We start from the raw sequence: 20,239 nt of genomic DNA, 5'->3' as shown, positions 1-20,239 counted from the left end.
GACAACACACATGAGCACCCAGCCCCGTTACACCGTCGGCGTCGACTACGGCACCCTGTCCGGCCGGGCCGTCGTCGTCCGCGTCGCCGACGGCGCCGAGATCGCCTCGGCCGTGCACGAGTACGCGCACGCCGTCATGGACCGGGCCCTGCCCGACGGCACCGCGCTCGGCCCGGACTGGGCGCTCCAGTCGCCCGCCGACTGGCTCGAGGTGCTGCGCACCGCGGTGCCCGAGGCCGTCGCCGCCTCCGGGGTCGACCCTGCGGACATCGTCGGGATCGGCACGGACTTCACGGCCTGCACCGTGCTGCCGACGACCGAGGACGGCACCCCGCTGTCCGATCTGTTCCCGGGTCGTCCGCACGCGTGGCCGAAGCTGTGGAAGCACCACGCCGCCCAGGAGCACGCCGACCGGATCAACTCGCTCGCGGCCGAACGCGGCGAATCCTGGCTGCCCCGCTACGGCGGCAAGATCTCCTCCGAATGGCAGTTCGCCAAGGGCCTCCAGCTCCTGGAAGAAGACCCCGACCTTTACGCGCGCGCCGACCGGTGGATCGAGGCCGCCGACTGGATCATCTGGCGGCTCACCGGCGTCGAGACCCGCAATGTCTGCACCGCCGGATACAAGGGCATCTACCAGGACGGCTACCCGTCGCCGGAGTTCCTGTCCGCGCTGAACCCGGGTTTTGCGTCCTTCCCCGACAAGCTCGCCAACGAGCTCTCGCCCCTCGGCGGCCTCGCCGGGAGGCTGAGCGTCGAGGCCGCGGCCTGGACGGGCCTGCCCGAGGGCATCGCCGTCGCGGTCGGGAACGTCGACGCGCACGTCACCGCCGCCGCGGCGGACGCGGTCCGCCCCGGCCAGATGGTCGCGATCATGGGCACCTCGACCTGCCACATCATGCCCTCGGACCGGCTCGCCGAAGTGCCCGGCATGTGCGGCGTCGTCGCCGACGGGATCGTGCCCGGCCTGTGGGGCTACGAGGCGGGCCAGTCCGGTGTGGGCGACATCTTCGCCTGGTACCTCGACAACCAGGTCCCCGCCTCCTACCACCGGGCGGCCGAGGAGGCAGGGATCAGCCTGCACGAGCACCTGACGAGGCTGGCCGCCGCCCAAGAGGTCGGCCAGCACGGCCTGGTCGCTTTGGACTGGCACAACGGCAACCGCTCGACCCTGGTCGACCACACCCTCTCGGGCCTGATCGTCGGCCAGACGCTGGCCACCCGCCCCGAGGACGTCTACCGCGCCCTCATCGAGGCCACCGCCTTCGGCGCCCGCAACATCGTCGAGACCTTCGAAAAATCAGGCGTCCCCGTCGAAGAGTTCATCATCGCCGGCGGCCTGACCAAGAACACCTTCCTCATGCAGACCTACGCCGACATCCTCAACCGCCCCCTGTCCGTCATCGGCTCCACCCAAGGCCCCGCCCTCGGCTCCGCCATCCACGCCGCCGTCGCCGCGGGCGAATACGGCGACATCGTGACGGCGTCGGCCGCCATGGGCCGCCGCGAAACCGCCGTCTACACCCCCGACCCAGCTCGCGTCACCGCCTACGACGACCTCTACGCTCTCTATCTCACCCTCCACGACACCTTCGCCGACGGCACCGTCATGCACCGCCTCCGCGCCCTCGGCAGAACCCGCGCGGTTCCTGCCGGAAACGGCTGAGGAGACAGGGCGGCGTTCACCGACGTGGCTGAGGCGGGGCCGCCCTCGCCGCCTGTCCGCCGCGCACAAGGCGCAGCGCCGCGCCTGTCGGTCCGTCGCGGAGGCGCCGTCCGGACCATCGGGCGCGGCGGATCGGTGCAGTCGGCGCAGGGCGAGTGCGATCTGGAGCCTGAGCCGCCCCGGCGGGTCCTGCACGGTCCAGCCGAGCCACCGCTCACTCTGGTTCAGCCGTTCCTGGAGCGTGGAATGGTGCAGGTTCACGGACGCGGCGGCGGCCCGGACGCTCACCGCGACGGTGTAGGCCTCCAAGGCCGCGGCGACCCACGGTGCCCGCCGCGACGCGGCCTCCAGCGCGCGCACATCGGCGCAGACGGGTGTGCGCGGGCCGACCGCGTCGGAGAGACGATGAGGCCGCCCAGGCGGGCGGCGTGAACGATCCGCGGCCCCGGGTCGAGATCGTCGCCCTCCGCGGTGAACCGCAGGGCCGTGCGTGCCGCGGCCAGGGAGTCGGGAAGGTCGAGGACCCCCGCGTCGGGGCCGACCCCGCACCGGCCTTCGGGCTCGGGGGCACCGGCGGGCTTCACCCGCGTCCCGCCGTCGGCGAAGACCACGACCCGGCCTAAGGCGCCCAGGCCCAGCCGTTCGGCGGCTCGCCTGCGCGTCCGCTCCGGGGCGCCCCGGTCGAGCAGGATCTCGGTGAGCGCCGCGTCGCCGTCCGCCGCCGAGCGACCGCGGGTGCGGTCGAGTAGCCCGCGGGCCGCCGCCGAAATGGGCGATCACCTGGACCGCGGCGCCGGCGTCCGGATCGAGCGCCGCCAGCCTTCCCGCCAGCTCCTTCATCGGGTCATCGTGTCCCGGGCCGCCTGTGCACCGATCGGCTCGGGGACCTCAGGCGCCGAGCAGGCGGCGCAGCCAGTGGAGCCGGGCCTCCCGGGCCGGCGGGGAGCGCGGCACCGCGGTGTCGAAGCCATGGAAACCGCCAGGCCAGGCGTGCAGTTCGGCACGGCCTCCCGCCCTCCAGATCGCGGACGCGTAGGGACTGACGTCCGCGCGGTCGGCGTCGAGGAGCGCCGACCAGCCGACCTCGTTGGCCGCGCGGTCCCAGGTGTCCACCCCCGCCATCTGGTGGGCGGACGGTGTGTCGTTGCGGGCGTCGAGCATCGGGCAGTTGAGCAGCTGGCCCGCGAGGGCGGGTCCCCCGCGGTCGCGCGCCATCAGGGCCAGCGCCGCCGCGGTGCCGCCGCCCGCGCTCGATCCGGCGACGACCAGCCGGTCGGGGTCGAGCCCGAGCTCCGGCGCATGCTCGGCCACCCAGATCAGGCCCGCGTAGCAGTCCTCGACGGGGCCGGATGCGGGTGCTCGGGAGCCAGCCGGTACTCCACCGACACCACCGCGGCGCCCGCGCCCGCGGCCAGCTCCAGTGTCTCGGACAGCCCCGACCGGCTGTGCCCCGACATCATCCCGCCGCCGTGCACTAAGAACAGCCCCGCACCGGACGGTCCGCCGTCTCCGGACGGCACAGCACGAGGAGGACGTCCGGAGCCCCTTGTGGCCCCGGCACCCGACGTTCATCCACCGTGAAGGCGCCGCCGCGCTCCAGATCCCGCGAGGACAGCCGCATGTACCCGTCGAGCTCGCGCGCCCGCACGATCGGATCGGGCGACAGCGGTGCCGCGGCCAGCCTGGCCCGCGGCGCGGCCAGCGCGGCCCCGAGCTCAGGATCGAACGGCACCGCAGGCCCCACACGCGACATGGTCATCATCCCTCCGAACACCTGTGAGCGGCCCATCCTCGTCGCCCGGCCCGAGCGGATCCCCCCCCGCCTTCCGCCGGGCGTTCCCCGCCTTCCGCCGGGCGTTCCCCGCCTTCCGCCGGTCGCCGTCCCGCGGACCGGTCCGCGGGACGCGCGGGGCTCTCCGGGCATCTCCACGACGTCCGGTGAACGCGGCCTCATTCTCGGTCCGGAGGGTGCAGCAGACCGACGAGTTCGTTGAGTACGGCCTTGGTGCGCTCGACCCGCACCGGGTCGAGATCCCGCATGGCGTTCGCCAGCGCGGCGTCTATGTTCGCGGGCGGCCGCGCACCGGTGCGCCGAAGGGCCGCGGCGGTGAGCCGCACCAGGGTCCTGCGGCGGTCCAGCGGGTCTGCGGCCGTCTCCACGACGCCGTCGTCGCGCAGCCGGGTCACGCATGCCGACACCTGGCTCTGCGGGAACCTGACGCGGGCGGTGATCTCGGAGATGGAGCTGTCCGGATTCTCGGCGATGTCGAACAGAACGGTCCGGGCCGGCCCGCTGAGCTGCCGAAACCCGGTCTCCGGCATCGACTGCTCGCCGAGCCGCATCAGCGTGCGCCCCAGCTGGAAGAGCTCGAATCCGTCCATGCGGCAAGATTACAGCAACAACGATGCATCTACTCTTGATATAAATCTGCTGCCCGGTTACCGTCGTCGCGGCGGCCCGCCCCCTGCGGGGAGAGACGCCGCTGGAGACACGGCGTCGCGGGACCGCGCCGAACCTGAGGAGGACGACCATGGGAATGGTTCGCTGGGGAGTCGTGGGGCCCGGTGAGATCGCGGCGGGGTTCGCCGAGGCGATGCGGTGGGTTCCCGACGGGGAGATCGTCGCGGTGGCCTCGCGCTCGGCCGAGAGGGCCGCGGCCTTCGGGGACAGGTTCGCCGTCGCGCGCAGATATGGCGACTACTCCGCGCTGGCCGCCGACCCCGAAGTCGACGTCGTCTATGTGGCGACGCCCGCGTCGCGGCACGAGCAGGACACACTCGCCCTGCTGGAGGCGGGCAAGCACGTGCTGTGCGAGAAGCCCTTCGCGCTGGACGCCGGGCAGGCCCGGCGGATGGCCGAAGCGGCGCGGAGGCGCGGGCTGTTCCTGATGGAGGCGATGTGGAGCCGCTTCCTGCCCGCGTACCGGACTCTGACCGAGGTGCTCGCAGACGGCCGGATCGGCACGCCGCTCCTGGTGGAGGCGGATTTCGGGATGCGGTGGCCGGTGCAGCCGGAGCACCGGCTCTTCGACCCGCGGCGGGGCGGCGGCGCGCTGCTCGATCTGGGCGTCTACCCCGTCCAGCTCTGCTCGCTGGTGCTGGGCCCGGTCGAGCACGTCGTCGCCGACGGCCTCATCGGCGAGACCGGCGTCGATGAGCAGGTGGCCGCGGTGCTCCGGCACGGCGGCGGCCGGCTCGGCGTCGTCAAGACCGCGATCCGCACCGTCATGACGTGCACGGCCCGCATCGCCGGAACCGACGGTTCGATCGACCTCCCGGCGTTCATGCACTGCCCCGAAGCGCTCACCGTCACCACCCGCACCGGTGGGACCGAACAGATCGACGCCTCCTACGAGGGCAACGGGCTCCGGTTCGAGATAGCCGAAGTGCACCGCTGCCTCGCCGAGGGCCTGACCGAGAGCCCCGTGATGCCCATCAACGAGACCATCGCGATCGCCGCCGCCCTCGACGCGATCCGCGCCCAGGTCCTCCTCCACGACGCGCGCTCCGCCCCGCCATCGGGCACCCGCACCCTCACCCCCTGACGACCGGCCACCCTTGACGAAAGGCCCCGCGATGACGCACCCCACCCTGGACTTCTATGCCGACCCCGATTCGGGCGCCTGGGAGGAGATCGGCTTCGACCCCTACCCGGCGGGCCGCCCGCCCGTCGACGTGCCGCTGGTTCGGCGCCCGCCGGTCCTGGCCCTGCGCGACCTGCGTGAGCGCTATGACGCGGTCGTGGTGGGCAGCGGGGCCGGAGGCGGTGTCGCCGCGTATGTCCTGGCCCGGAGCGGCGCATCGGTCCTCGTGGTGGAGCGCGGCTCCTGGTTCGGCGCCCGCGACCTGCCGGCCGACCATGTGCGCAACCACCGGTTCTTCTTCGGCGGCGACCTCGACACGCCTCCCGGCCATCCGCGGGCCGTGCCCGACGGCGACGGCGAGACCGCCGTGACCTACGACGACCTGCGCTACCACCACAACGCGATCACCGTGGGCGGCGGCACCCGCTTCTTCGGCGCGCAGGCCTGGCGGTTCCTGCCCGACGACTTCCGGATGGCGTCCCTGTACGGGGTCCCGGAGGGGTCGGCGCTGGCGGACTGGCCGATCACCTATGACGACCTCGAACCCTTCTACGACAAGGTCGAATGGGAGCTCGGGGTGGCCGGTCGCGCCCACCCCGAAGAAGGATCCCGCAGCCGCGACTACCCCATGGGCCCGTTCCCGCCGACCGCCGAGGCCTCCGTGCTCGCGGCCGGCGCCGAGTCCCTCGGGTGGACCGCAGGAGCGGTTCCGCTGCTGCTCAACACCGAACCCCGAGGCGGCCGGAACGCGTGCATCCGCTGCGGGCAGTGCGTCGGCTTCACCTGCCCCGTGGACGCCCGCAACGGTACCCACAGCACCGTCCTGCCCCGCGCTTTCGACCACGGCGCCGACCTCATCACCGAAGCGCAGGTCACCCGGATCTCCGACGACGGCACCGTCGAGATCGCGGACGGTCGCACTTCCCGAACCCTGCACGCCGGACGGATCGTCCTCGCCGGCGGCGCCGTCGAGACGCCGCGGCTGCTGCGGATGAGCGGCCTGGGCAACGACTGGGTCGGCGACTGCCTTCAAGGCCACCTGTACGCCAACGTGTTCGGCCTGTTCGATTCGGATGTCCACGATGGTCTCGGCCCCGGGCCCTCCGTCGCGACCCGGCGCTTCTCCCACGGCAACGAAGGCGTGGTCGGCGGTGGCCTGCTCGGCCACGACTTCGTCAAGATCCCGACCATGCACTACGCCCTGGGCCTGCCCGCGGGCGTCGACCGGTCAGGCCCCGACGCGCGCGCCGCCCTGGCCCACGGCTACCGGCGCACCATCAACATCCAAGGCCCCGTCCACGAGATACCGACGCGCGAGGCGCGCGTCCGGCTGTCCTCCACCGTCACCGACCGCCTCGGGCTGCCCGTCGCCCGGCTCGAAGGCCTCCAGCATCCCGAGGACCTGCGCACCTGCGAGTTCCTGTCCGGCAAAGCCGAAGAGTGGCTGCGCGCTTCCGGCGCCACCCGTACCTGGCGAATGGGAGCGCCGGCCAGGGGGCTGTCCGGCGGACAGCACCAGGCGGGCACCGCACGCATGTCGGCCTCGCCCCGGCACGGGGCCACCGACCCGAACGGCAGGCTCTGGGGAACCGACCGCATCCACATCGCCGACGCCAGCCTCCACGTCACCAATGGAGGCGCCAATCCCGTCCTCACCATCATGGCCCTCGCCTGGCGCACCGCCGCCCACACGGCCGCCACCGGCTGAGGCCGCGACGCGACCGGCGCGGACGCGCGCGACGGCTCTGCAGAAAGGAGGCCAGGGGCGGGGACCGATGAGGTTTTCGGGGCGTGGCCGTCTGTATGTGCGGGATCGACTTACGGGAGGTCGGCACGATGCGGAAACTGATCTTCGGCAGGAACGTGACGGTGGACGGCTACATCGCCGCGACCGGCGACGACATCGGGTGGAGCGGGGGAGGGGGGCCGGACTCGTCGCCGAGCGAGGAGCTGTTCCTGGTACGAGCAGATGCGGGCGGGTGAGCTGTCGCTGTACGGGCGCAGGCTGTGGGAGGCGATGAGCTCCCACTGGCCGACCGGCGACCGGCGGCCCGGCGCCACCCCGGCGGAGATCGCGTACGCGCGGCTCTGGCGGGAGATGCCGAAGGTGGTGTTCTCCTCGACGAGTACGCGATCGTCACCCACCCGGTGCTGGTGGGCGGCGGCACGCCGTTCTTCACCGCGCTCGGCGGCTGGGCGGACAGATCCGGGTGGTTACTTGGACTCCATTCGACCCAGCGTGTGGGAGTGACCGGCGAGCGCGGCCTGCGCGGTCTCCCAGTGGGTGTGGTCGATGCCGGTGATGTGGCGGAGGTAGGCGAGGGTGACCTGCCGGACGAGGGCGACGCGGCCGGGGTGTTCGTCGGTGGTTTCCGCCGCTTCGTAGCCCGCGATGCCGCCGAGGGAGTGCTGGCCGCCGTAGACGGTGAGCAGGCTCTTGCCTCCGGGGCTGAGCGTGTACGGGTCGGTCGTCCAGGACGGTCCCCGGGTGGAGAGGGGGAGTTCGTCGTGGTCTCCGGCGACGACGAGTCCGGGCGCGGTGATGTGGGAGAAGTCCTGGCCGTGCAGCCAGGGGGCCATTTCGAGGGCGAAGGGGGTCAGTTCGTCGCCGCCCTTGCCGGCGGTGGCGAGCTGGATGCTGGCCATGACCCGGCGGTCGGACATGTCGTGCGCGGTGCCGGTGGTCGGGTCTGTGACGCGCAGGCCCACGAGGACGCCCGCGGTCTGACCGCCGAAGGAGTGCCCCGCCGCGACGATGCGACTGCGGTCCACCCGGCCGGCCAAGCCGGGCACCGAGGCCTCCAGACGATCGAGTTCGTCGAGGATCTGGCCCATGTCCTGCACGCGGTATCGCCACAGGTGGGGCTTGCGGGGATCGTCGGCGGAGATGCCGAAGCGCCGGGAGTCGAGGTGGGTGGCCTGGATCACCACGAAACCGTGGGATGCCCAGTGATCGACCAGGGGCGCGTAGCCGTCCAGATGCGAACCGAATCCGTGGGCGAACAGCACGATCGGCAGATTCGTGCCGGTGACCGGCGCGGAAACACGTACGGGCAGGTCCTCGCCGCGATACGGCGCGGGAAGCACGACTGGTTTGACCGACACGGTCGGGTTGGACGGGGGGTCGGTGAGGCCGGTGATCTGGTTCGCGGTCATTCTCGCGTGCTCCTTCGTCGGGATCTTCGTGCGCCGGCAGGGCTACCCGGGTGGGGCCGTGGTGAGGCGCACGTCGGTTACGCTAAAACCTGACGTTGACGTCAGCGGCAAGTAACGTGACGGAAGCCACACAGGAGACGAGATGCGCGTCGGAGAACTCGCCGCCCGGACCGGCGTCAGTGTCCGGGCGCTGCGCTATTACGAGGAGCAGAACCTGCTCGGCGCCGAGCGCAGCCCCAGCGGCCAGCGCCACTACCCTGAGAGCGCGGTCGACCGGGTCCGGCTCATCCAGCAGTTGTACGCCGCCGGACTGTCCAGCAAGACCATCGCCGAACTGCTGCCGTGCGTCATCGACGGCCGTGCCACCCCGGCTCTGCTGGAGCGGCTGGCGACGGAACGCGAGCATGTCGACCAGCGCATCACCGATCTCCTGCACGCCCGGGACCGGCTCGACTCGGTCGTCACCGCCGCCACCAGCAACATGCTCACCGGCACCTCCTGCCAACGGGGAGGCCCCGCCTCCGTCCAGAACGGCCCGCGAGGAGGATCGGTACAGGAATTAGCGGTAGCGGGCGGGCGTCGGTGACGGTCGGGGTGCGGGCCTAGGTGGTCTGTTCGTCGGCGTCGGCGAGGGCGCGGTGGACGGAGGGGTGATTGCCGGTGTTCTTGCCGGTCCGATGGTGAGTTTGGTGGCGATCTCGGGGACAGGGACGCCTTTGTCGCGCGGGCGAGGGCGCCACCGCCTCGCAGAACTGGTCATTTCTGCGAGACGCCCACAGTCACCACCGTCACCCACGGCTACTTCGGGGCTGGGGCCGCGTTCGGGGGAGTTCTATTAGCAGGGTCAACGGGGTCATTGTCTCTGGGAGAGGGCCTCGGCTCGCTCGGATTCGGTAGCGAAGTGGGTGCGTAGGTTCTCGAGTTCTGAGGCGCCGGTCTCCTGCTCGCGCTGCTGCTGGAAGGAGTGCCATGGGCCGTCCTCGCCCAGAAACGCTTCTGCCCGACGCCGGCCGAGCCGGTCGTCCAGGTACAGGAGTGTGCCCATTGCGGAGCTTTGGTCGTAGTCCAGATCGGCGCGCGGGAGATAGCGCTCCAGATAGGCGACGAGGATCTCGGCGTCCGCGTCCTCCCCGAACCTGGCCAGCGCGACGCAGTACGCGGACCCCGCGTAGGGGCCCTCACTGGCCAGGAGCAGTTCCCCCAGCCGTGCCCGGAAAACGGTCCGGCGGTCGATCGCGATCAGGTAGGCCGCCACCAACCGTGGCCGCCAGCCGCTGTCCAGCAGCAGATCCAGGCTTCTGTCGGAGATCCACCGCGCGTCCCGCTTCAGAGATCTGAAGAAGGCCTTTCCCAGCCCCGGCCAGAGCCCCGCGAGCAGCTTCAGGTACCGCGGATTCCACTGCGGCCAGACGACGTAACGCTGGACCGCCAAGATCCCCCGCCAGTTCTCCCGCAGCCCCCACCCCCGTGTCGTCCCGATCCCGGAGACATGCCGCATCAGCTCTTCGCGGTCGGCCCGCTCTTCACCCTCCACCGAGGCATCGTCCGTCACCGGCATCCAGCCCCACAAGGCCGGGACACGGGTGCTGAGCAACAACCGAACGGCCCGTCACCGATCAGCAAGCCCCGGCCATGCTGATCGGGCACGACATGTAGGCGTTCTGCTCCCAAACGTGGCCTCAGCCGCCGGCGAGGGGTACCGGCGGGCCCGTCCGGTCATGCCGTCCGCTGAACGTGGTGCTGGGTCAGCCGGGCATCGGGGTCGGCGGCTGCGGGGAGGCGTCGTCGTTCCCGCAGAAGGCCAGTCCTTCGGTGATCACGTGCTCCAGGGAGATCTTCGTGCCGGGGGTCTGGGGGTCGTCGGCCTGGATGGGCGCGGGGTCCGGTTGGTGGCGCCGGGCCGCGTCGTTGAGCCCGTAGGTCGTGCCGTCAACGGTGAAGGTGACCTCCTCGTCCTCGCACGCCAGATCGCCTTCCTCGACGGTGAAAGGCCACGGGTCGACCTCTCCCTTGAGAAGGGTGACGCTTCCCGCGCTGGTGGCCTCGCCCGTACCGGCCAGGAGAAGGCCGCACCCGGACAGGGCCATGGCGGAGGACGCGATCAACAGGGGGATCCAAAGTTTCACGCGGCCGATCCTCTCGCATCCCCGATCACGGCCCTCTCCCAAAGCCGTCCCCAGCCCCAAGTAGAGCGTCTGCGCCGGCTACATGGCGGCCGGCGTCACGTTCGGGAGCGGAGGGCCTGGTCGAGACGCGGGCCTTTCCCGGGGGGGGTGATGCTGACCCGATACGAGAGGAGGCGATGAGCACGGACCGAAGGCGGGATACGGTCCCGTCGACGATCGGGGGCCGTCCGATCACCGCCGCGATGAACGCGGCCTTGTCGCCGTCCGGCGGCCTGGCGTCGGTCATGGTCGTCGGTCCTTCCGCAGCTGGCGGCGGGCTACCAGAACCGACGACGCGGCGGCGGATTTCTGATCGGTGAAGCGGCGGCCTCCCGCGCGGGCGCGCGGGAGGCCGGGCCGATCTTCAGTTGCCTCCCTTGCTGGTCCAGCCGTAGAGGTCGGCGCCGTGCATATGGACGTAGTCGGCCAGGCCGTCGGCGTCGAGGTCGGGGAACAGGACGCTGGAGAGGGTGGCGCCGTTCACGCCGACCGCCCAGGTGCCGCGGTTCTGCCAGCCGCCTCCGGTGTCGCCCCCTCGGTTCAGCCAGACGTCGACCGCGCCGTTGTCGGCGACCTTCAGGTAATCGGCGCGCCCGTCGCCGTCCACGTCGGCGAACCGCACATTGGCCGGGCTCGCACCGCCCACGCCGACCGCCCAGACGCCCACGTGAGACCAGGACGGCTTGCCGCCGTTACCGGGGGTGTTCCGCCACGCCTCGACGGCTCCGTTGTCGGCCATGACCAGGTAGTCGTCGCGGCCGTCGCCGTCGATGTCGGAGAACCGGATCCGGGTACCGGAGGCGCCCGTGCCGGGGGCGATCCTGCCCCACGACGACCACGAGGGGACGCCGCCGTTGCCGGGGGTGTTCAGCCACGCGTCCACCTCGCCCGCGGCACCGACGAGGAGGTAGTCGTCGCGGTCGTCGCCGTTGACGTCGGCGAGCACCGTCCGGCCCGGGTTCCCGGTGCCGGGCGCCAGGACCTGGAAGGTTCCCCTGGCGGGAAGGGCCGGGAGGTTGGGCGCCGGGTTCGGAGCGGAGCTCAGCGCCCCCTCGACCTTGCCGCCGGTGACGCGGACCGGATCGTCCCAGCCGTCGCCGTTCATGTCCGCGAACGCCGTGGACGAACCGGCCGCGGCGGGCTCGGCGGGGATCGCGGTGCCGAGGCTGACCCACTGGTTCGGGCCGTCGTAGCGCCAGGCCCGCAGTGAGCCGTCGGCGCCGGCGAGCGCGTAGTCGCCGTCGCCGTCGGCGTCGAGGTCCGCCAGGCGCAGGGCCTCGCGAGATGCACCGGCGGCGCCGACCGCCATCGCGCCGAGCGAGGACCAGGACGGCCTGCCTCCGTCACCGGCGGTGTTGCGCCAGACCCGCAGCGCCCCGTCGTCGGCGACGGTCACGTAGTCGTCGCGGCCGTCGGCGTCGAAGTCGGCGAACCGCACGGTGGATCCGGCCACCCCGGTGCCGGAGGCGATCTCCCCCCAGGAATACCAGGACGGGACGTCGTCGTCCCCCGGAGTGTTCAGCCAGGCGCGCGCCTTGCTGTCATCGGAGACCACCACGTAGTCGTCGCGGCCGTCGCCGTTGACGTCGGCGAGCCGCAGCCGCGCGCCGGTGTCGCCGACGCCCGGCGCGATGACGCCGGCGGAGGTGAACCGCGGCGTCCCGGAGGAGTCCCGGGCGTTCCGCCAGGCGGTGAGCCTCCCGTCGTCCCCGACGAGCACGAGGTCCGCCGCGGCGTCGCCGACGACGTTGGCGAACACCAGGCGCCCGGCGGGCGCCCCGGCCATGGCCTGGACGCTCGCGGAGAACCCGGTCCCGGTCCCGGCCCGCACCGCGACGGCACCGCCGGAGACGGCCACCCGGTCGGCGCGGCCGTCGCCGGTCACGTCCGCAAGGTGGACGTCGGCGATCTCCGCGGCGGCGGAGGCGGGCATTTCATAGATCTTGCCGTGGTTCGTCCAGCCGCCGGGGACCTCCTCGGCGGGCACGGCGCAGTCGCTTCCCGGGGCGGAGCCCGAGGGCAGGGCCGTCGAGGTGATGATCCCGTCGTCGAGGGCCTGGTAGAACGCCTTGGCGAAACCGTTGGCGATCTTGGCGTGGCCGTCGTTGTCGGGGTGGAGCTGGTCGGCGAGGTCGGCCGTGGTGATCGAGGGGAGCTCGGCCAGCCGGACCCGCTTGCCGTCCTGCTCCATCGCCCTGATGAGCGGGCGGATCGCGTTGTTGTAGGCGGTGACCCGCGGGCCGACGTCCGTTTTGGTGGACGGCGGCAGCGTTGAGACCAGCACCGTGGTGCCGGGGCGGAGCGCGAGCAGCCGGTCCACGAGCGACACCAGGCGCTGGGGCGCGCCCGCGACGTCGTGGTTCTGGTTCAGGTCGTTGGTGCCCGCCATGAGGGCGATGACGTTGGGCCGGTACGACGGGACCGAGCAGTCCGCGACATAGCGGATCTGGTCGATGCGCGCGCCGGGGTGGCCCTGGTGGTCGGCGTCGGTGCCCGACCCCCTGACGGTGCCGACGAAGTCCAGGTCGCCGGCCGAGTTCAGCTTGGCGTACAGCCGGGACCGGTAGCCCGCACCGGACGAGCTGCCCCAGCCCGCGGTGATCGAGTCGCCGAGCGGCATCACCGACAGGCCCGGCGCCCGGTGGCCGATCCTGCCCAGCTCGATGTCGATCGCCTCCGGCAGATCGGTGCCGATGGTCCGGAACGCCACCCGCAGGTAGGCGGCGATGGTCCGGATCGGGGCCGACGCCCACGAACCGAGCCACTCGACGAACGACCAGATCGCCTCACCGATCGCGGTGAACATCGCCGCGGAGTTGGCCTTGGCGAACACGGTGATCCATTCGGTGCCCAGCCCGAGCGCCGTCCCGACGATGATCGCGGCGAACATCGTCCCCCAGAACTTGAGGGTGGTGGTGTCCTCCCCGGAGAGCTTCGCGGCGACGAAACGGGCGGTGCCCAGGGCCGCCGCTCCGGCGAGCCCCTTGCACACGTAGGCGTTCTCGGTCAGCGCGAAGCATCCGATCAGCGCGATCCCGCCCGCGGCGAATCCCGCGGCGGCCGTGATCATCTGGTTGACGTACGGCTCCGCCATCGCCTGGAGTTCGTCGGCGGGGATCACCAGACGCAGCCCGGTGTCGGTGATCTCCATCGTGCCCGGCACATGGTCCGGAAGGTCGAGCGGCGGAAGCCCGCCGGCCGGAGCCCCCGCACCCAAGGGCGGCTCCGGGGCGGCGCGCATGTCGTCGAGGAACGCGTCGAGCGCCATCGAATCGTAGGCCTGGGCGAACGCGGCCTCGGCCGCAGGACGATCGAAGTCCGCGATCGGGACGTCGAGGACGAAGTCGCCCGCCGGTGCCGCGACCGCGGGCCGAGGCACCACGACCGCCTCCCCCGCGATCACGGCGCCCACCAGCGCCACGACCACCGCCGCGCACCGCCACCGCCGCCGGAGTGCGAATACCTTTCCCACAGCCACCTACCTGTCTGAATCTCGCGGTGATCCCACAGAAAGATGATCAAGTCGGTAAATGTCCACATAGTGAACTAAATGCCAAGCAAGAGCTGCGGTGCGGTGGCGATGACCGCACCGCTGGGCGACGAGGAAAGCCCGCAGCCGTGAGTCGGTCCTCTCCTCGGGTGCCTCCGTCCCCGGGTCGGTGGGGAGCGCGCACGGAGAGGGCGGAGCCCTGGATCAGAGGTCGTCGACGCCGAAGTCCTCGGCGAGGTCGTCCCAGGGGACGGCGAGGATCTGGGGGACGAGGTCGGGGTGGATGTGGGACGGGCTCGGGTCCTGGAACCAGACGATGATGAGCTCGGTCGTCAGGTGGAGGAAGTCGGACGATCTGGGCTTGGAGGTGCCGGGGCCGGTGAAGAGTCCCTCGCACTGGAGTGGCGGGAGCACCTCCATGGGGCCGAGGAACTCGTCGGGTCCGTAGCTTCCGACAGTGCGGGCCCACGGAGGTGTGATGCGCGGCGGCTCCACGATGTGCACGGCGCGGGGCGGGTTGCGTTCCTTGAGTCTCTGGAGCTTGCGGTCGTTGAGGTAGCGGCAGGGTGCGCCCTCGATGAGACCTCCGTAGGTCTGGGTGATCGTCAGGTCGGTCAGCCGCAGCGTCAGTCGCCCGTTCGTGATCTCCGCGATCGGCGGTATCCGCACCTTGCCTCCCTCGGGTCGTCCGGTGGGCGTCAGTTGCGGTCGACGACGCAGGGGGCGCCGATGTCGCAGAAGACGTGGACCATGTATTCGGATGGGTCGCCTATGCGGCCTGGGGTCAGGAAAGGTGGGCCGGTCGGGGTGCCGTTGCTGCGGACGACCATTTCCTCGTCGGTGCCGTCGACGATCAGGGAGAGGACGAGTTCCCACTCGTAGTTCCAGCTGGAACTGGTGCCGAAGATGTCGAAGACGAGCAGTTCTCCCATGGCCAGGCTGACGGCCTTCTCGTTGAAGTAGGGCCCGCCGGGCTTTCCGGTGCCGTAGGCGTCCTCGGCGTAGGTGAGGAGCCGGGGCCGGTCGGAGTCCAGCAGGATGACGCCCGACTCGATCTCGCCGGAGCCCGCGGTGCCCTGGTCGAGCAGCGCCTCCCGCGGCGGGGTCCGCTCCGACAGGATGCGCGCGCTGATCTCGGTGATCTGGACGGGCTCGTCGCGGTGCCCCGTCAGCCGGAGCTTGAACCGGGCGCTGGACGCCCCGCACCGGTCGGTGCACCCGTCGGGCTGGATGCGCCGGCTGAACTGGAGACCGCCCAGGTCGTCGGCCATGTCCCAGAGGGTCATGCCCGACGTCCTGTCGGTACCCGCGGTCTCGATGGCCTCGATGTCCCGCTCCGCGAGCGGATCCCGGAAGATCCACTGGTTGTCCAGGTCGTCCCAGGAGTCCTCGATCCGCACCCGCAGCGGCGGATCCTCCGCCAGCTCGCGCGTCCGCGCCGTCTCCTTGGCCTTCTCGCCCTCGACCTGCAGCTGCGGTGCGCGGTGCTCGTTCCACGCGATGGTCGCCACACCGATGACGACGGGCACGAGGACCGCGCCGACGTAGCGCAGCCAGCGCGGCTCCGGGCGCTGCGGAGGCCCGCCCGTCCCGCGATGGCCGTTTCCCGGATAACGGCCGGGCGGCTGCGGGGCGTGCCATTGTTGCCGACCCTGCGGTGGCCTTCTCGGATCAGGCGGGGGAAAAGCCATGCGGCAACACTACTTCAGTTCCGGTGCGCGCCCGCGAGTTCTGCGGAGGCCGCATTTTTCCATTACCGGTCGGCCGGATCACGCATTTCGGGAAGTGACTCTCCCCCGTGGTACCGGGGCGGCCCGCTCGCGATTCCGTTTCCCGTGGCGGCGGGTGCTCGGTACCGCGACCGAAAGCCCCGAGCACCTCCTCGTGCTACCGGGGTACCGCTCCGGGGTTGGCTCCCCGGTGTGATGTTCCGCTACCGGCCGTCTTCCTACCTTCGGCTCGTCATCACGGACGAGACTGGGGGAGGCGGACGAATGCGCCGGATCGGGACATGGCTGGGCACCGTTGTACTGGCCGCGCTGATCAGCGGCACGGTGGGATGGGCTTCGGCGAGCGGCGTGAGCGCGTCGGTCGGACCGCTTCCCGGGGCCGGCGCCTGGCTGGCGGACGACCTCGTGGCCGGAAGGCTGGACCCGGCGACGGCCGCCCCGTCCGAGGTGGCGGCCTTCTTCGCCGAGCTCACCGGAGCCCAGGGGCAGAGACTGGCCGAAGAACATCCGCTGGTGGTCGGCAATCTCGACGGCGCGCCCGTGCGCCTGCGCTACGCGGCCAACGCGTCCGCGGGCGACCAGGTACTGGCGTACGACCCGCGCGGGCGCGGACTGGTCGCGCGGGTCGTGGGCGATCTCGACCATGCCGCCCACGTGGCGGTGATCGTCCCGGGCTCGGACATCGACGCCTCCAGGTTCGACCGTACGGTGCGGTGGGCCACCGACCTCCAGGAGCGGGCGGGCGACGACACGGCCGTCATCGCCTGGGCCGACTACACCACCCCCTCCGGCATCGGCCTGGAGATGGCGACGGGCCGGCTCGCCGAGGCGGGCGCCCGGCGCCTGACCCGGCTCACCGAGGGCCTGGACGCGGTCGGCCGCCCCGACCCCTCGCTCTTCTGCCACAGCTACGGCTCAGTGGTCTGCGGCCTCGCCGCCGACGACGTCGACGCCTGCGACATCGTGGTCATGGGCTCACCCGGCATGCGCGCGGACGACGTCACCGCGCTCGGCACCGACGCCCGCGTCTGGGCGGCGAAGGCCCCGGACGACTGGATCGACCGCGTGCCGAACGTCGAACTGCTGGGCCTGGGCCACGGCGCGGACCCCGCCTCGCCCGGCTTCGGCGCGAACGTCCTGCCCGCGGACGACGTTCCGGCGCACAGCGCGTACTTCACCCCCGGCACCTCCACCCTGACCGCGTTCGCGGCCATCGCGGGCGGTGGCCTGTCATGAGGGCCGGCACGAAGCTCGCCGCCCTCGGCGCCAGGCTCGACGAGCGAACCCCCGCCCATCGCGACCGCGCCGTCGACGGCCTGCGCGCGCTGGCCCTGCTGGCCGTCCCGACCGGCCACTGGCTGGTCGGCGGCTTCACCCTCGGCCCCGACGGCGGCCTGCGCAACGCCAGTCCGCTGACGACGTTCGCCGCGCTGGCCCCGGCCAGTTGGATCCTCCAGATGCTGGGCGTCTTCTTCCTGGTCGGCGGCTACTCTTCCGGCCTGTCCTACCGGCGCCGCGACGGCTCCGCCGGACGGTGGACGGCCGGTCGCCTCCGGCGCCTGGGCCGGCCGGTCGTCGGCGTCATGGCGGTATGGGCGCTGCTGCTTCCCCTTCTCCATCACGGCCTCGGCGTGCCGGTCTCCACGCTGCACACCGCCTCGACCCTCGTCGTCCAGCCCCTGTGGTTCGTCGGCGTCTACGCCGTGGTCACGGCCCTCACGCCGTACTGCGTCCGCGCGTCCGCGCGCCTCGGCAGCCTGGCCGCGGTCCCGCTGATCGGCTCGGTCGCGGTGGTCGACCTCCTGCGGTACGGCCCGTACGCGGACGCGACGCCGTCCTGGCTGGGTCTGCTCAACGTGCTGCCGGGCTGGATGTTCGCCTACCAGCTGGGCGTGTCCTGGGCGGACAGGCGGCTGGGCCGCGCCGGGGCGTGGCTGCTGCTGGCGGGCGGCACGGCGCTGTTCGCCACGCTGCTGCTCGCCTTCCACTATCCGATGTCGATGGTGGGCGTGCCCGGCCAGGCCCGCACCAACTCCCACCCGCCGTCCCTGCTCGTCCTCGCGCTCGCCGCCGCCCAGTCCGGCGCGGCGATCCTGCTGCGCGACCGGCTGGCCCGGCTGCTGAAGCGGCCCGCCCTGTGGGTCCCGGTGGTGGTCGTCAACCTTTCGGCGATGACGATCCTGTGTTGGCACCAGACGGCGATGCTCGCCGCGGCCGTCCCGGGCTCGTACGCCGGCCGGATTCCCGGACTGACCGAGGCGCCGGACACGGCGGGCTGGATTCTTGCGCGGGCGGCCTGGCTGCCGGTCTTCGCCGGGCTGCTCGCGGTGATCGTCAGGTTCGCCCGGCCGCTGGAGAGCCCGTGGGAACGCGCCGGGACGGCCCGCCGCGTGGCGGCGTGCATACTGGCGGTGGCCTTCGGCTGCTTCGCCCTGGTGGTCTGATCGGTGCGCCCGCGCTCCGGACGCCATGGCGAAGGTCCACCACGACGCAAGGGGAGGGAGGCGGAGCCCGTGCCGACAGTGAAGGAAGGCCCCCGCGCGCTGTTCGCCGAGGCTTCGCGGTGGTGGGTGCGGCTGCTGCCGTGGGGCGTCGCGTTCGTGCTCTGCGTCACCCTGCTTCCCACCACCGTCAACGTCCTCGCCGCCGACTACGGCCTGAACGGCGGCGTCGCGAGCGCACTGGCCGTCGCGCAGACCGTCCCGCTGCTGCTCGCCGTCGTCCGCCCGCTGCAGGCCTGGTACGTGATCTTCGCCGCGGACGTCGCCGGAGCGCTCGCCCTGCTCACCGTCGAAGCCGGGGCAGGGCTCGTGTGGCCGTTCCCGCCCATGGAGATCATCGGGTACATCGGCCTCTGCCTCGCCCTGGGCCTCCGTGAGAGGCACCGGACCCTGCTGGCCGTGTGGCTGGCGACGGTGAGCGCGACCGTCGCCCTGGAGTTCGCGGCGCCCGATGGCGCGAGCCGGAGCGGCATTCTGCTCATCATCCTCAGCGGCGTCGCGCTCCTGCTCGCGGGTGCGCTCCGTGAGCAGTACGAGGTGAAGCGCCGGCTCGTCGCCCAGGAGGCGATCAGCGAGGCCGAGCGCGAGCGGCGCACCCTGCTGGAGGAACGCGCCCGCATCGCGCGCGAACTGCACGACGTGGTGGCGCACCACATGTCCGTCATCACGATCCAGGCGGACACCGCCGCCTACCGCCATGAGGGCGTTCCGCCGGGAGTGCGGGACGAGCTGGCGTCCATCGCGGCGACCGCGCGCCGGTCGCTGAACGAGATGCGGCGCCTGCTCGGGGTGCTGCGCGAGGAGCCGCGCAGCGAGCTCGCGCCCCAGCCGGGTCTACGGCAGATCGGGCAGCTGGTGGAGGCGACGGCACGAGCGGGTGTGCCCGTGGAGTTCGGGCCCTGCGACACCGAGGTGTCCGAGGCGGTGGGGCTGACGGCGTACCGTATCGTCCAGGAGGCCCTCGCGAACGTCGTGCGGCACGCGCCGGGCGCCCCGACCCACGTGTCGGTCTCGGAAGAGGGGGAGCGGCTCACCATCGTGGTCGTCAACGGCCCACCGCCGAGCCCGCCCGCCGCGCCGCTCGAGGCGAACGCGACCGGGCACGGCCTCGTCGGCATGCGCGAGCGGGTGCGGCTCATCGGCGGCACCGTCGACGTGGGGCCGCTGCCCGACGGCGGTTTCCGGGTCGCAGCCCGACTTCCCCTGGCCGAAAGGGACCTCACGTGACGACCCGCGTCATCGTCGTCGACGACCATGCCATGGTGCGGGCGGGTTTCACCGCGCTGCTGTCCGCCCAGAGCGACATCGACGTGGTGGGCGAGGCCCCCGACGGCGCGCAGGGCGTCGAACTGAGTCGGCGCACCCATCCCGACGTCGTGCTGATGGACGTGCGCATGCCCGAGATGGACGGTCTCGAGGCCGCTCGCCGCCTCCTGGCCCCGCCTCCCGGCGTGACCCACCGGCCGCGCGTCCTGATGCTCACGACCTTCGACGTCGACGACTACGTCTACGAGGCGCTGCGCGCGGGCGCGAGCGGCTTCCTGCTCAAGGACGCGCCGCCGGCCGACCTCATCGCGGCGGTGCGGATCGTGGCCTCGGGCGAGGCGCTGCTCGCCCCGTCGGTGACCCGCCGCCTCATCGAGGACATCGCGAGTCGGCGCCCCGCCGTGTCCAGGGGCAAGCCCGCACAGCGGCTGAAGGGCCTGACCGAACGCGAGACCGAGGTCCTCGCTCTGGTGGCCCGCGGCCTGTCCAACACCGAGATCGCCCAGACCCTGATCCTGGCCGAACAGACCGTGAAGACCCACGTCAGCCGCATCTTCACCAAGCTCGACCTGCGCGACCGCGCCCAGGCCGTGGTCTTCGCCTACGAATCGGGCCTGGTGATCCCCGGCGAGTAGGCACCGGAGGACGAGGTCGCCGCCGGGCCTTCAGACCGGGTGGCCC

At 72.1% G+C, this 20,239-nt stretch carries 18 protein-coding genes and 2 pseudogenes; 10 read left to right on the top strand and 10 right to left on the bottom strand.

Translation table 11 applies throughout. The annotated features are described in order from the left end of the window. Positions 1-10 precede the first annotated feature (10 nt). Positions 11-1,666 carry a ribulokinase gene (gene araB, locus EDD29_RS24265; RefSeq protein ID WP_123666618.1) on the top strand — a complete coding sequence of 552 codons (1,656 nt, stop codon included), beginning with the start codon at positions 11-13 and terminating at the stop codon, positions 1,664-1,666. A 162-nt stretch (positions 1,667-1,828) separates the two neighbouring features. Here the strand turns inward: araB and EDD29_RS47775 are convergent. Next, a pseudogene (locus tag EDD29_RS47775) lies at positions 1,829-2,026 on the bottom strand (helix-turn-helix domain-containing protein); the annotation flags it as partial. Between the two features lie 68 nt (positions 2,027-2,094). On the opposite strand from EDD29_RS47775, the gene EDD29_RS47090 reads away from it, so the two are divergent. Beyond that, the gene (locus EDD29_RS47090; protein ID WP_246052972.1) at positions 2,095-2,289 is read left to right on the top strand and encodes a hypothetical protein; all 195 of its coding nucleotides are present in this window, start codon (positions 2,095-2,097) and stop codon (positions 2,287-2,289) included. Positions 2,290-2,554: 265 nt separating this feature from the next. Here EDD29_RS47090 and EDD29_RS24255 read toward each other — a convergent pair. The 3 genes and pseudogenes from EDD29_RS24255 to EDD29_RS24250 all read right to left on the bottom strand — a co-directional run bounded on the left by EDD29_RS24255 (position 2,555) and on the right by EDD29_RS24250 (position 4,048). Next, positions 2,555-3,123, bottom strand: a pseudogene (locus EDD29_RS24255) (alpha/beta hydrolase). Between the two features lie 17 nt (positions 3,124-3,140). Then, entirely contained in the window at positions 3,141-3,419 is a 279-nt protein-coding gene (locus EDD29_RS48015; RefSeq protein ID WP_170201542.1) for a hypothetical protein, read from the bottom strand. 197 nt (positions 3,420-3,616) lie between these two features. After that, a complete protein-coding gene (locus EDD29_RS24250) occupies positions 3,617-4,048 on the bottom strand; it encodes a MarR family winged helix-turn-helix transcriptional regulator (RefSeq protein ID WP_123666617.1) in 432 nt (143 codons plus the stop codon). Positions 4,049-4,197: 149 nt separating this feature from the next. Here EDD29_RS24250 and EDD29_RS24245 point away from each other — a divergent pair, with 149 nt between their 5' ends. The 3 genes from EDD29_RS24245 (at position 4,198) to EDD29_RS48175 (ending at position 7,233) form a co-directional block, all read left to right on the top strand. Further along, positions 4,198-5,211 carry a Gfo/Idh/MocA family protein gene (locus EDD29_RS24245; RefSeq protein ID WP_211359872.1) on the top strand — a complete coding sequence of 338 codons (1,014 nt, stop codon included), beginning with the start codon at positions 4,198-4,200 and terminating at the stop codon, positions 5,209-5,211. A gap of 31 nt (positions 5,212-5,242) precedes the next feature. Then, the gene (locus EDD29_RS24240; protein ID WP_123666615.1) at positions 5,243-6,958 is read left to right on the top strand and encodes a GMC oxidoreductase; all 1,716 of its coding nucleotides are present in this window, start codon (positions 5,243-5,245) and stop codon (positions 6,956-6,958) included. Positions 6,959-7,086: 128 nt separating this feature from the next. Continuing rightward, a complete protein-coding gene (locus EDD29_RS48175) occupies positions 7,087-7,233 on the top strand; it encodes a hypothetical protein (RefSeq protein ID WP_246052970.1) in 147 nt (48 codons plus the stop codon). A gap of 231 nt (positions 7,234-7,464) precedes the next feature. Here the strand turns inward: EDD29_RS48175 and EDD29_RS24230 are convergent, their stop codons facing one another. Beyond that, positions 7,465-8,406 (bottom strand): alpha/beta hydrolase family protein, encoded by a 942-nt coding sequence (locus EDD29_RS24230; RefSeq protein ID WP_123666614.1) that lies wholly within the window; start codon positions 8,404-8,406, stop codon positions 7,465-7,467. 142 nt (positions 8,407-8,548) lie between these two features. On the opposite strand from EDD29_RS24230, the gene EDD29_RS24225 reads away from it, so the two are divergent. Next, positions 8,549-8,992 (top strand): MerR family transcriptional regulator, encoded by a 444-nt coding sequence (locus tag EDD29_RS24225; RefSeq protein WP_123666613.1) that lies wholly within the window; start codon positions 8,549-8,551, stop codon positions 8,990-8,992. Positions 8,993-9,259: 267 nt separating this feature from the next. Here the strand turns inward: EDD29_RS24225 and EDD29_RS24220 are convergent, their stop codons facing one another. From EDD29_RS24220 to EDD29_RS24200, 5 genes are all read right to left on the bottom strand, one after another. After that, positions 9,260-9,964: a DUF6000 family protein gene (locus tag EDD29_RS24220; protein WP_148086076.1), complete on the bottom strand. Its 705-nt coding sequence runs from the start codon at positions 9,962-9,964 to the stop codon at positions 9,260-9,262. A 187-nt stretch (positions 9,965-10,151) separates the two neighbouring features. Continuing rightward, positions 10,152-10,532, bottom strand: a complete 381-nt coding sequence (locus EDD29_RS24215; protein WP_148086075.1) for a DUF2511 domain-containing protein — start codon at positions 10,530-10,532, stop codon at positions 10,152-10,154. Between the two features lie 403 nt (positions 10,533-10,935). Beyond that, positions 10,936-14,043 (bottom strand): FG-GAP-like repeat-containing protein, encoded by a 3,108-nt coding sequence (locus EDD29_RS24210; RefSeq protein ID WP_148086074.1) that lies wholly within the window; start codon positions 14,041-14,043, stop codon positions 10,936-10,938. A gap of 222 nt (positions 14,044-14,265) precedes the next feature. Continuing rightward, a complete protein-coding gene (locus EDD29_RS24205; protein ID WP_123666609.1) occupies positions 14,266-14,730 on the bottom strand; it encodes a hypothetical protein in 465 nt (154 codons plus the stop codon). A 29-nt stretch (positions 14,731-14,759) separates the two neighbouring features. Beyond that, entirely contained in the window at positions 14,760-15,752 is a 993-nt protein-coding gene (locus tag EDD29_RS24200; protein ID WP_148086073.1) for a hypothetical protein, read from the bottom strand. Between the two features lie 303 nt (positions 15,753-16,055). Between EDD29_RS24200 and EDD29_RS24195 the strand changes: the two genes are divergently transcribed. The 4 genes from EDD29_RS24195 (at position 16,056) to EDD29_RS24180 (ending at position 20,193) form a co-directional block, all read left to right on the top strand. Continuing rightward, entirely contained in the window at positions 16,056-17,027 is a 972-nt protein-coding gene (locus EDD29_RS24195) for an alpha/beta hydrolase (protein ID WP_123666607.1), read from the top strand. Then, positions 17,024-18,235: an acyltransferase family protein gene (locus EDD29_RS24190; RefSeq protein ID WP_123666606.1), complete on the top strand. Its 1,212-nt coding sequence runs from the start codon at positions 17,024-17,026 to the stop codon at positions 18,233-18,235. The genes EDD29_RS24195 and EDD29_RS24190 overlap by 4 nt, the downstream gene beginning before the upstream one ends. 69 nt (positions 18,236-18,304) lie before the next feature. After that, the gene (locus EDD29_RS24185; RefSeq protein ID WP_123666605.1) at positions 18,305-19,519 is read left to right on the top strand and encodes a sensor histidine kinase; all 1,215 of its coding nucleotides are present in this window, start codon (positions 18,305-18,307) and stop codon (positions 19,517-19,519) included. Then, positions 19,516-20,193: a response regulator gene (locus tag EDD29_RS24180; RefSeq protein ID WP_123666604.1), complete on the top strand. Its 678-nt coding sequence runs from the start codon at positions 19,516-19,518 to the stop codon at positions 20,191-20,193. The genes EDD29_RS24185 and EDD29_RS24180 overlap by 4 nt, the downstream gene beginning before the upstream one ends. The last annotated feature ends 46 nt before the right edge of the window (positions 20,194-20,239 follow it).

The organism is Actinocorallia herbida, assembly GCF_003751225.1.
In the GTDB taxonomy this organism is placed as follows: Bacteria; Actinomycetota; Actinomycetes; order Streptosporangiales; family Streptosporangiaceae; genus Actinocorallia; species Actinocorallia herbida.
This window is presented reverse-complemented; position numbering and strand designations above follow the sequence as displayed.

Excerpts from the sequence above, each read along its gene's own strand:
- araB (WP_123666618.1), top strand. The coding sequence starts at position 11 with ATGAGCACCCAGCCCCGTTACACCGTCGGCGTCGACTACGGCACCCTG.
- EDD29_RS48015 (WP_170201542.1), bottom strand. The coding sequence starts at position 3,419 with ATGTCGCGTGTGGGGCCTGCGGTGCCGTTCGATCCTGAGCTCGGGGCC.
- EDD29_RS24250 (WP_123666617.1), bottom strand. The coding sequence starts at position 4,048 with ATGGACGGATTCGAGCTCTTCCAGCTGGGGCGCACGCTGATGCGGCTC.
- EDD29_RS24245 (WP_211359872.1), top strand. The coding sequence starts at position 4,198 with ATGGGAATGGTTCGCTGGGGAGTCGTGGGGCCCGGTGAGATCGCGGCG.
- EDD29_RS24240 (WP_123666615.1), top strand. The coding sequence starts at position 5,243 with ATGACGCACCCCACCCTGGACTTCTATGCCGACCCCGATTCGGGCGCC.
- EDD29_RS48175 (WP_246052970.1), top strand. The coding sequence starts at position 7,087 with ATGCGGAAACTGATCTTCGGCAGGAACGTGACGGTGGACGGCTACATC.
- EDD29_RS24230 (WP_123666614.1), bottom strand. The coding sequence starts at position 8,406 with ATGACCGCGAACCAGATCACCGGCCTCACCGACCCCCCGTCCAACCCG.
- EDD29_RS24225 (WP_123666613.1), top strand. The coding sequence starts at position 8,549 with ATGCGCGTCGGAGAACTCGCCGCCCGGACCGGCGTCAGTGTCCGGGCG.
- EDD29_RS24220 (WP_148086076.1), bottom strand. The coding sequence starts at position 9,964 with ATGCCGGTGACGGACGATGCCTCGGTGGAGGGTGAAGAGCGGGCCGAC.
- EDD29_RS24200 (WP_148086073.1), bottom strand. The coding sequence starts at position 15,752 with ATGGCTTTTCCCCCGCCTGATCCGAGAAGGCCACCGCAGGGTCGGCAA.
- EDD29_RS24195 (WP_123666607.1), top strand. The coding sequence starts at position 16,056 with ATGCGCCGGATCGGGACATGGCTGGGCACCGTTGTACTGGCCGCGCTG.
- EDD29_RS24190 (WP_123666606.1), top strand. The coding sequence starts at position 17,024 with ATGAGGGCCGGCACGAAGCTCGCCGCCCTCGGCGCCAGGCTCGACGAG.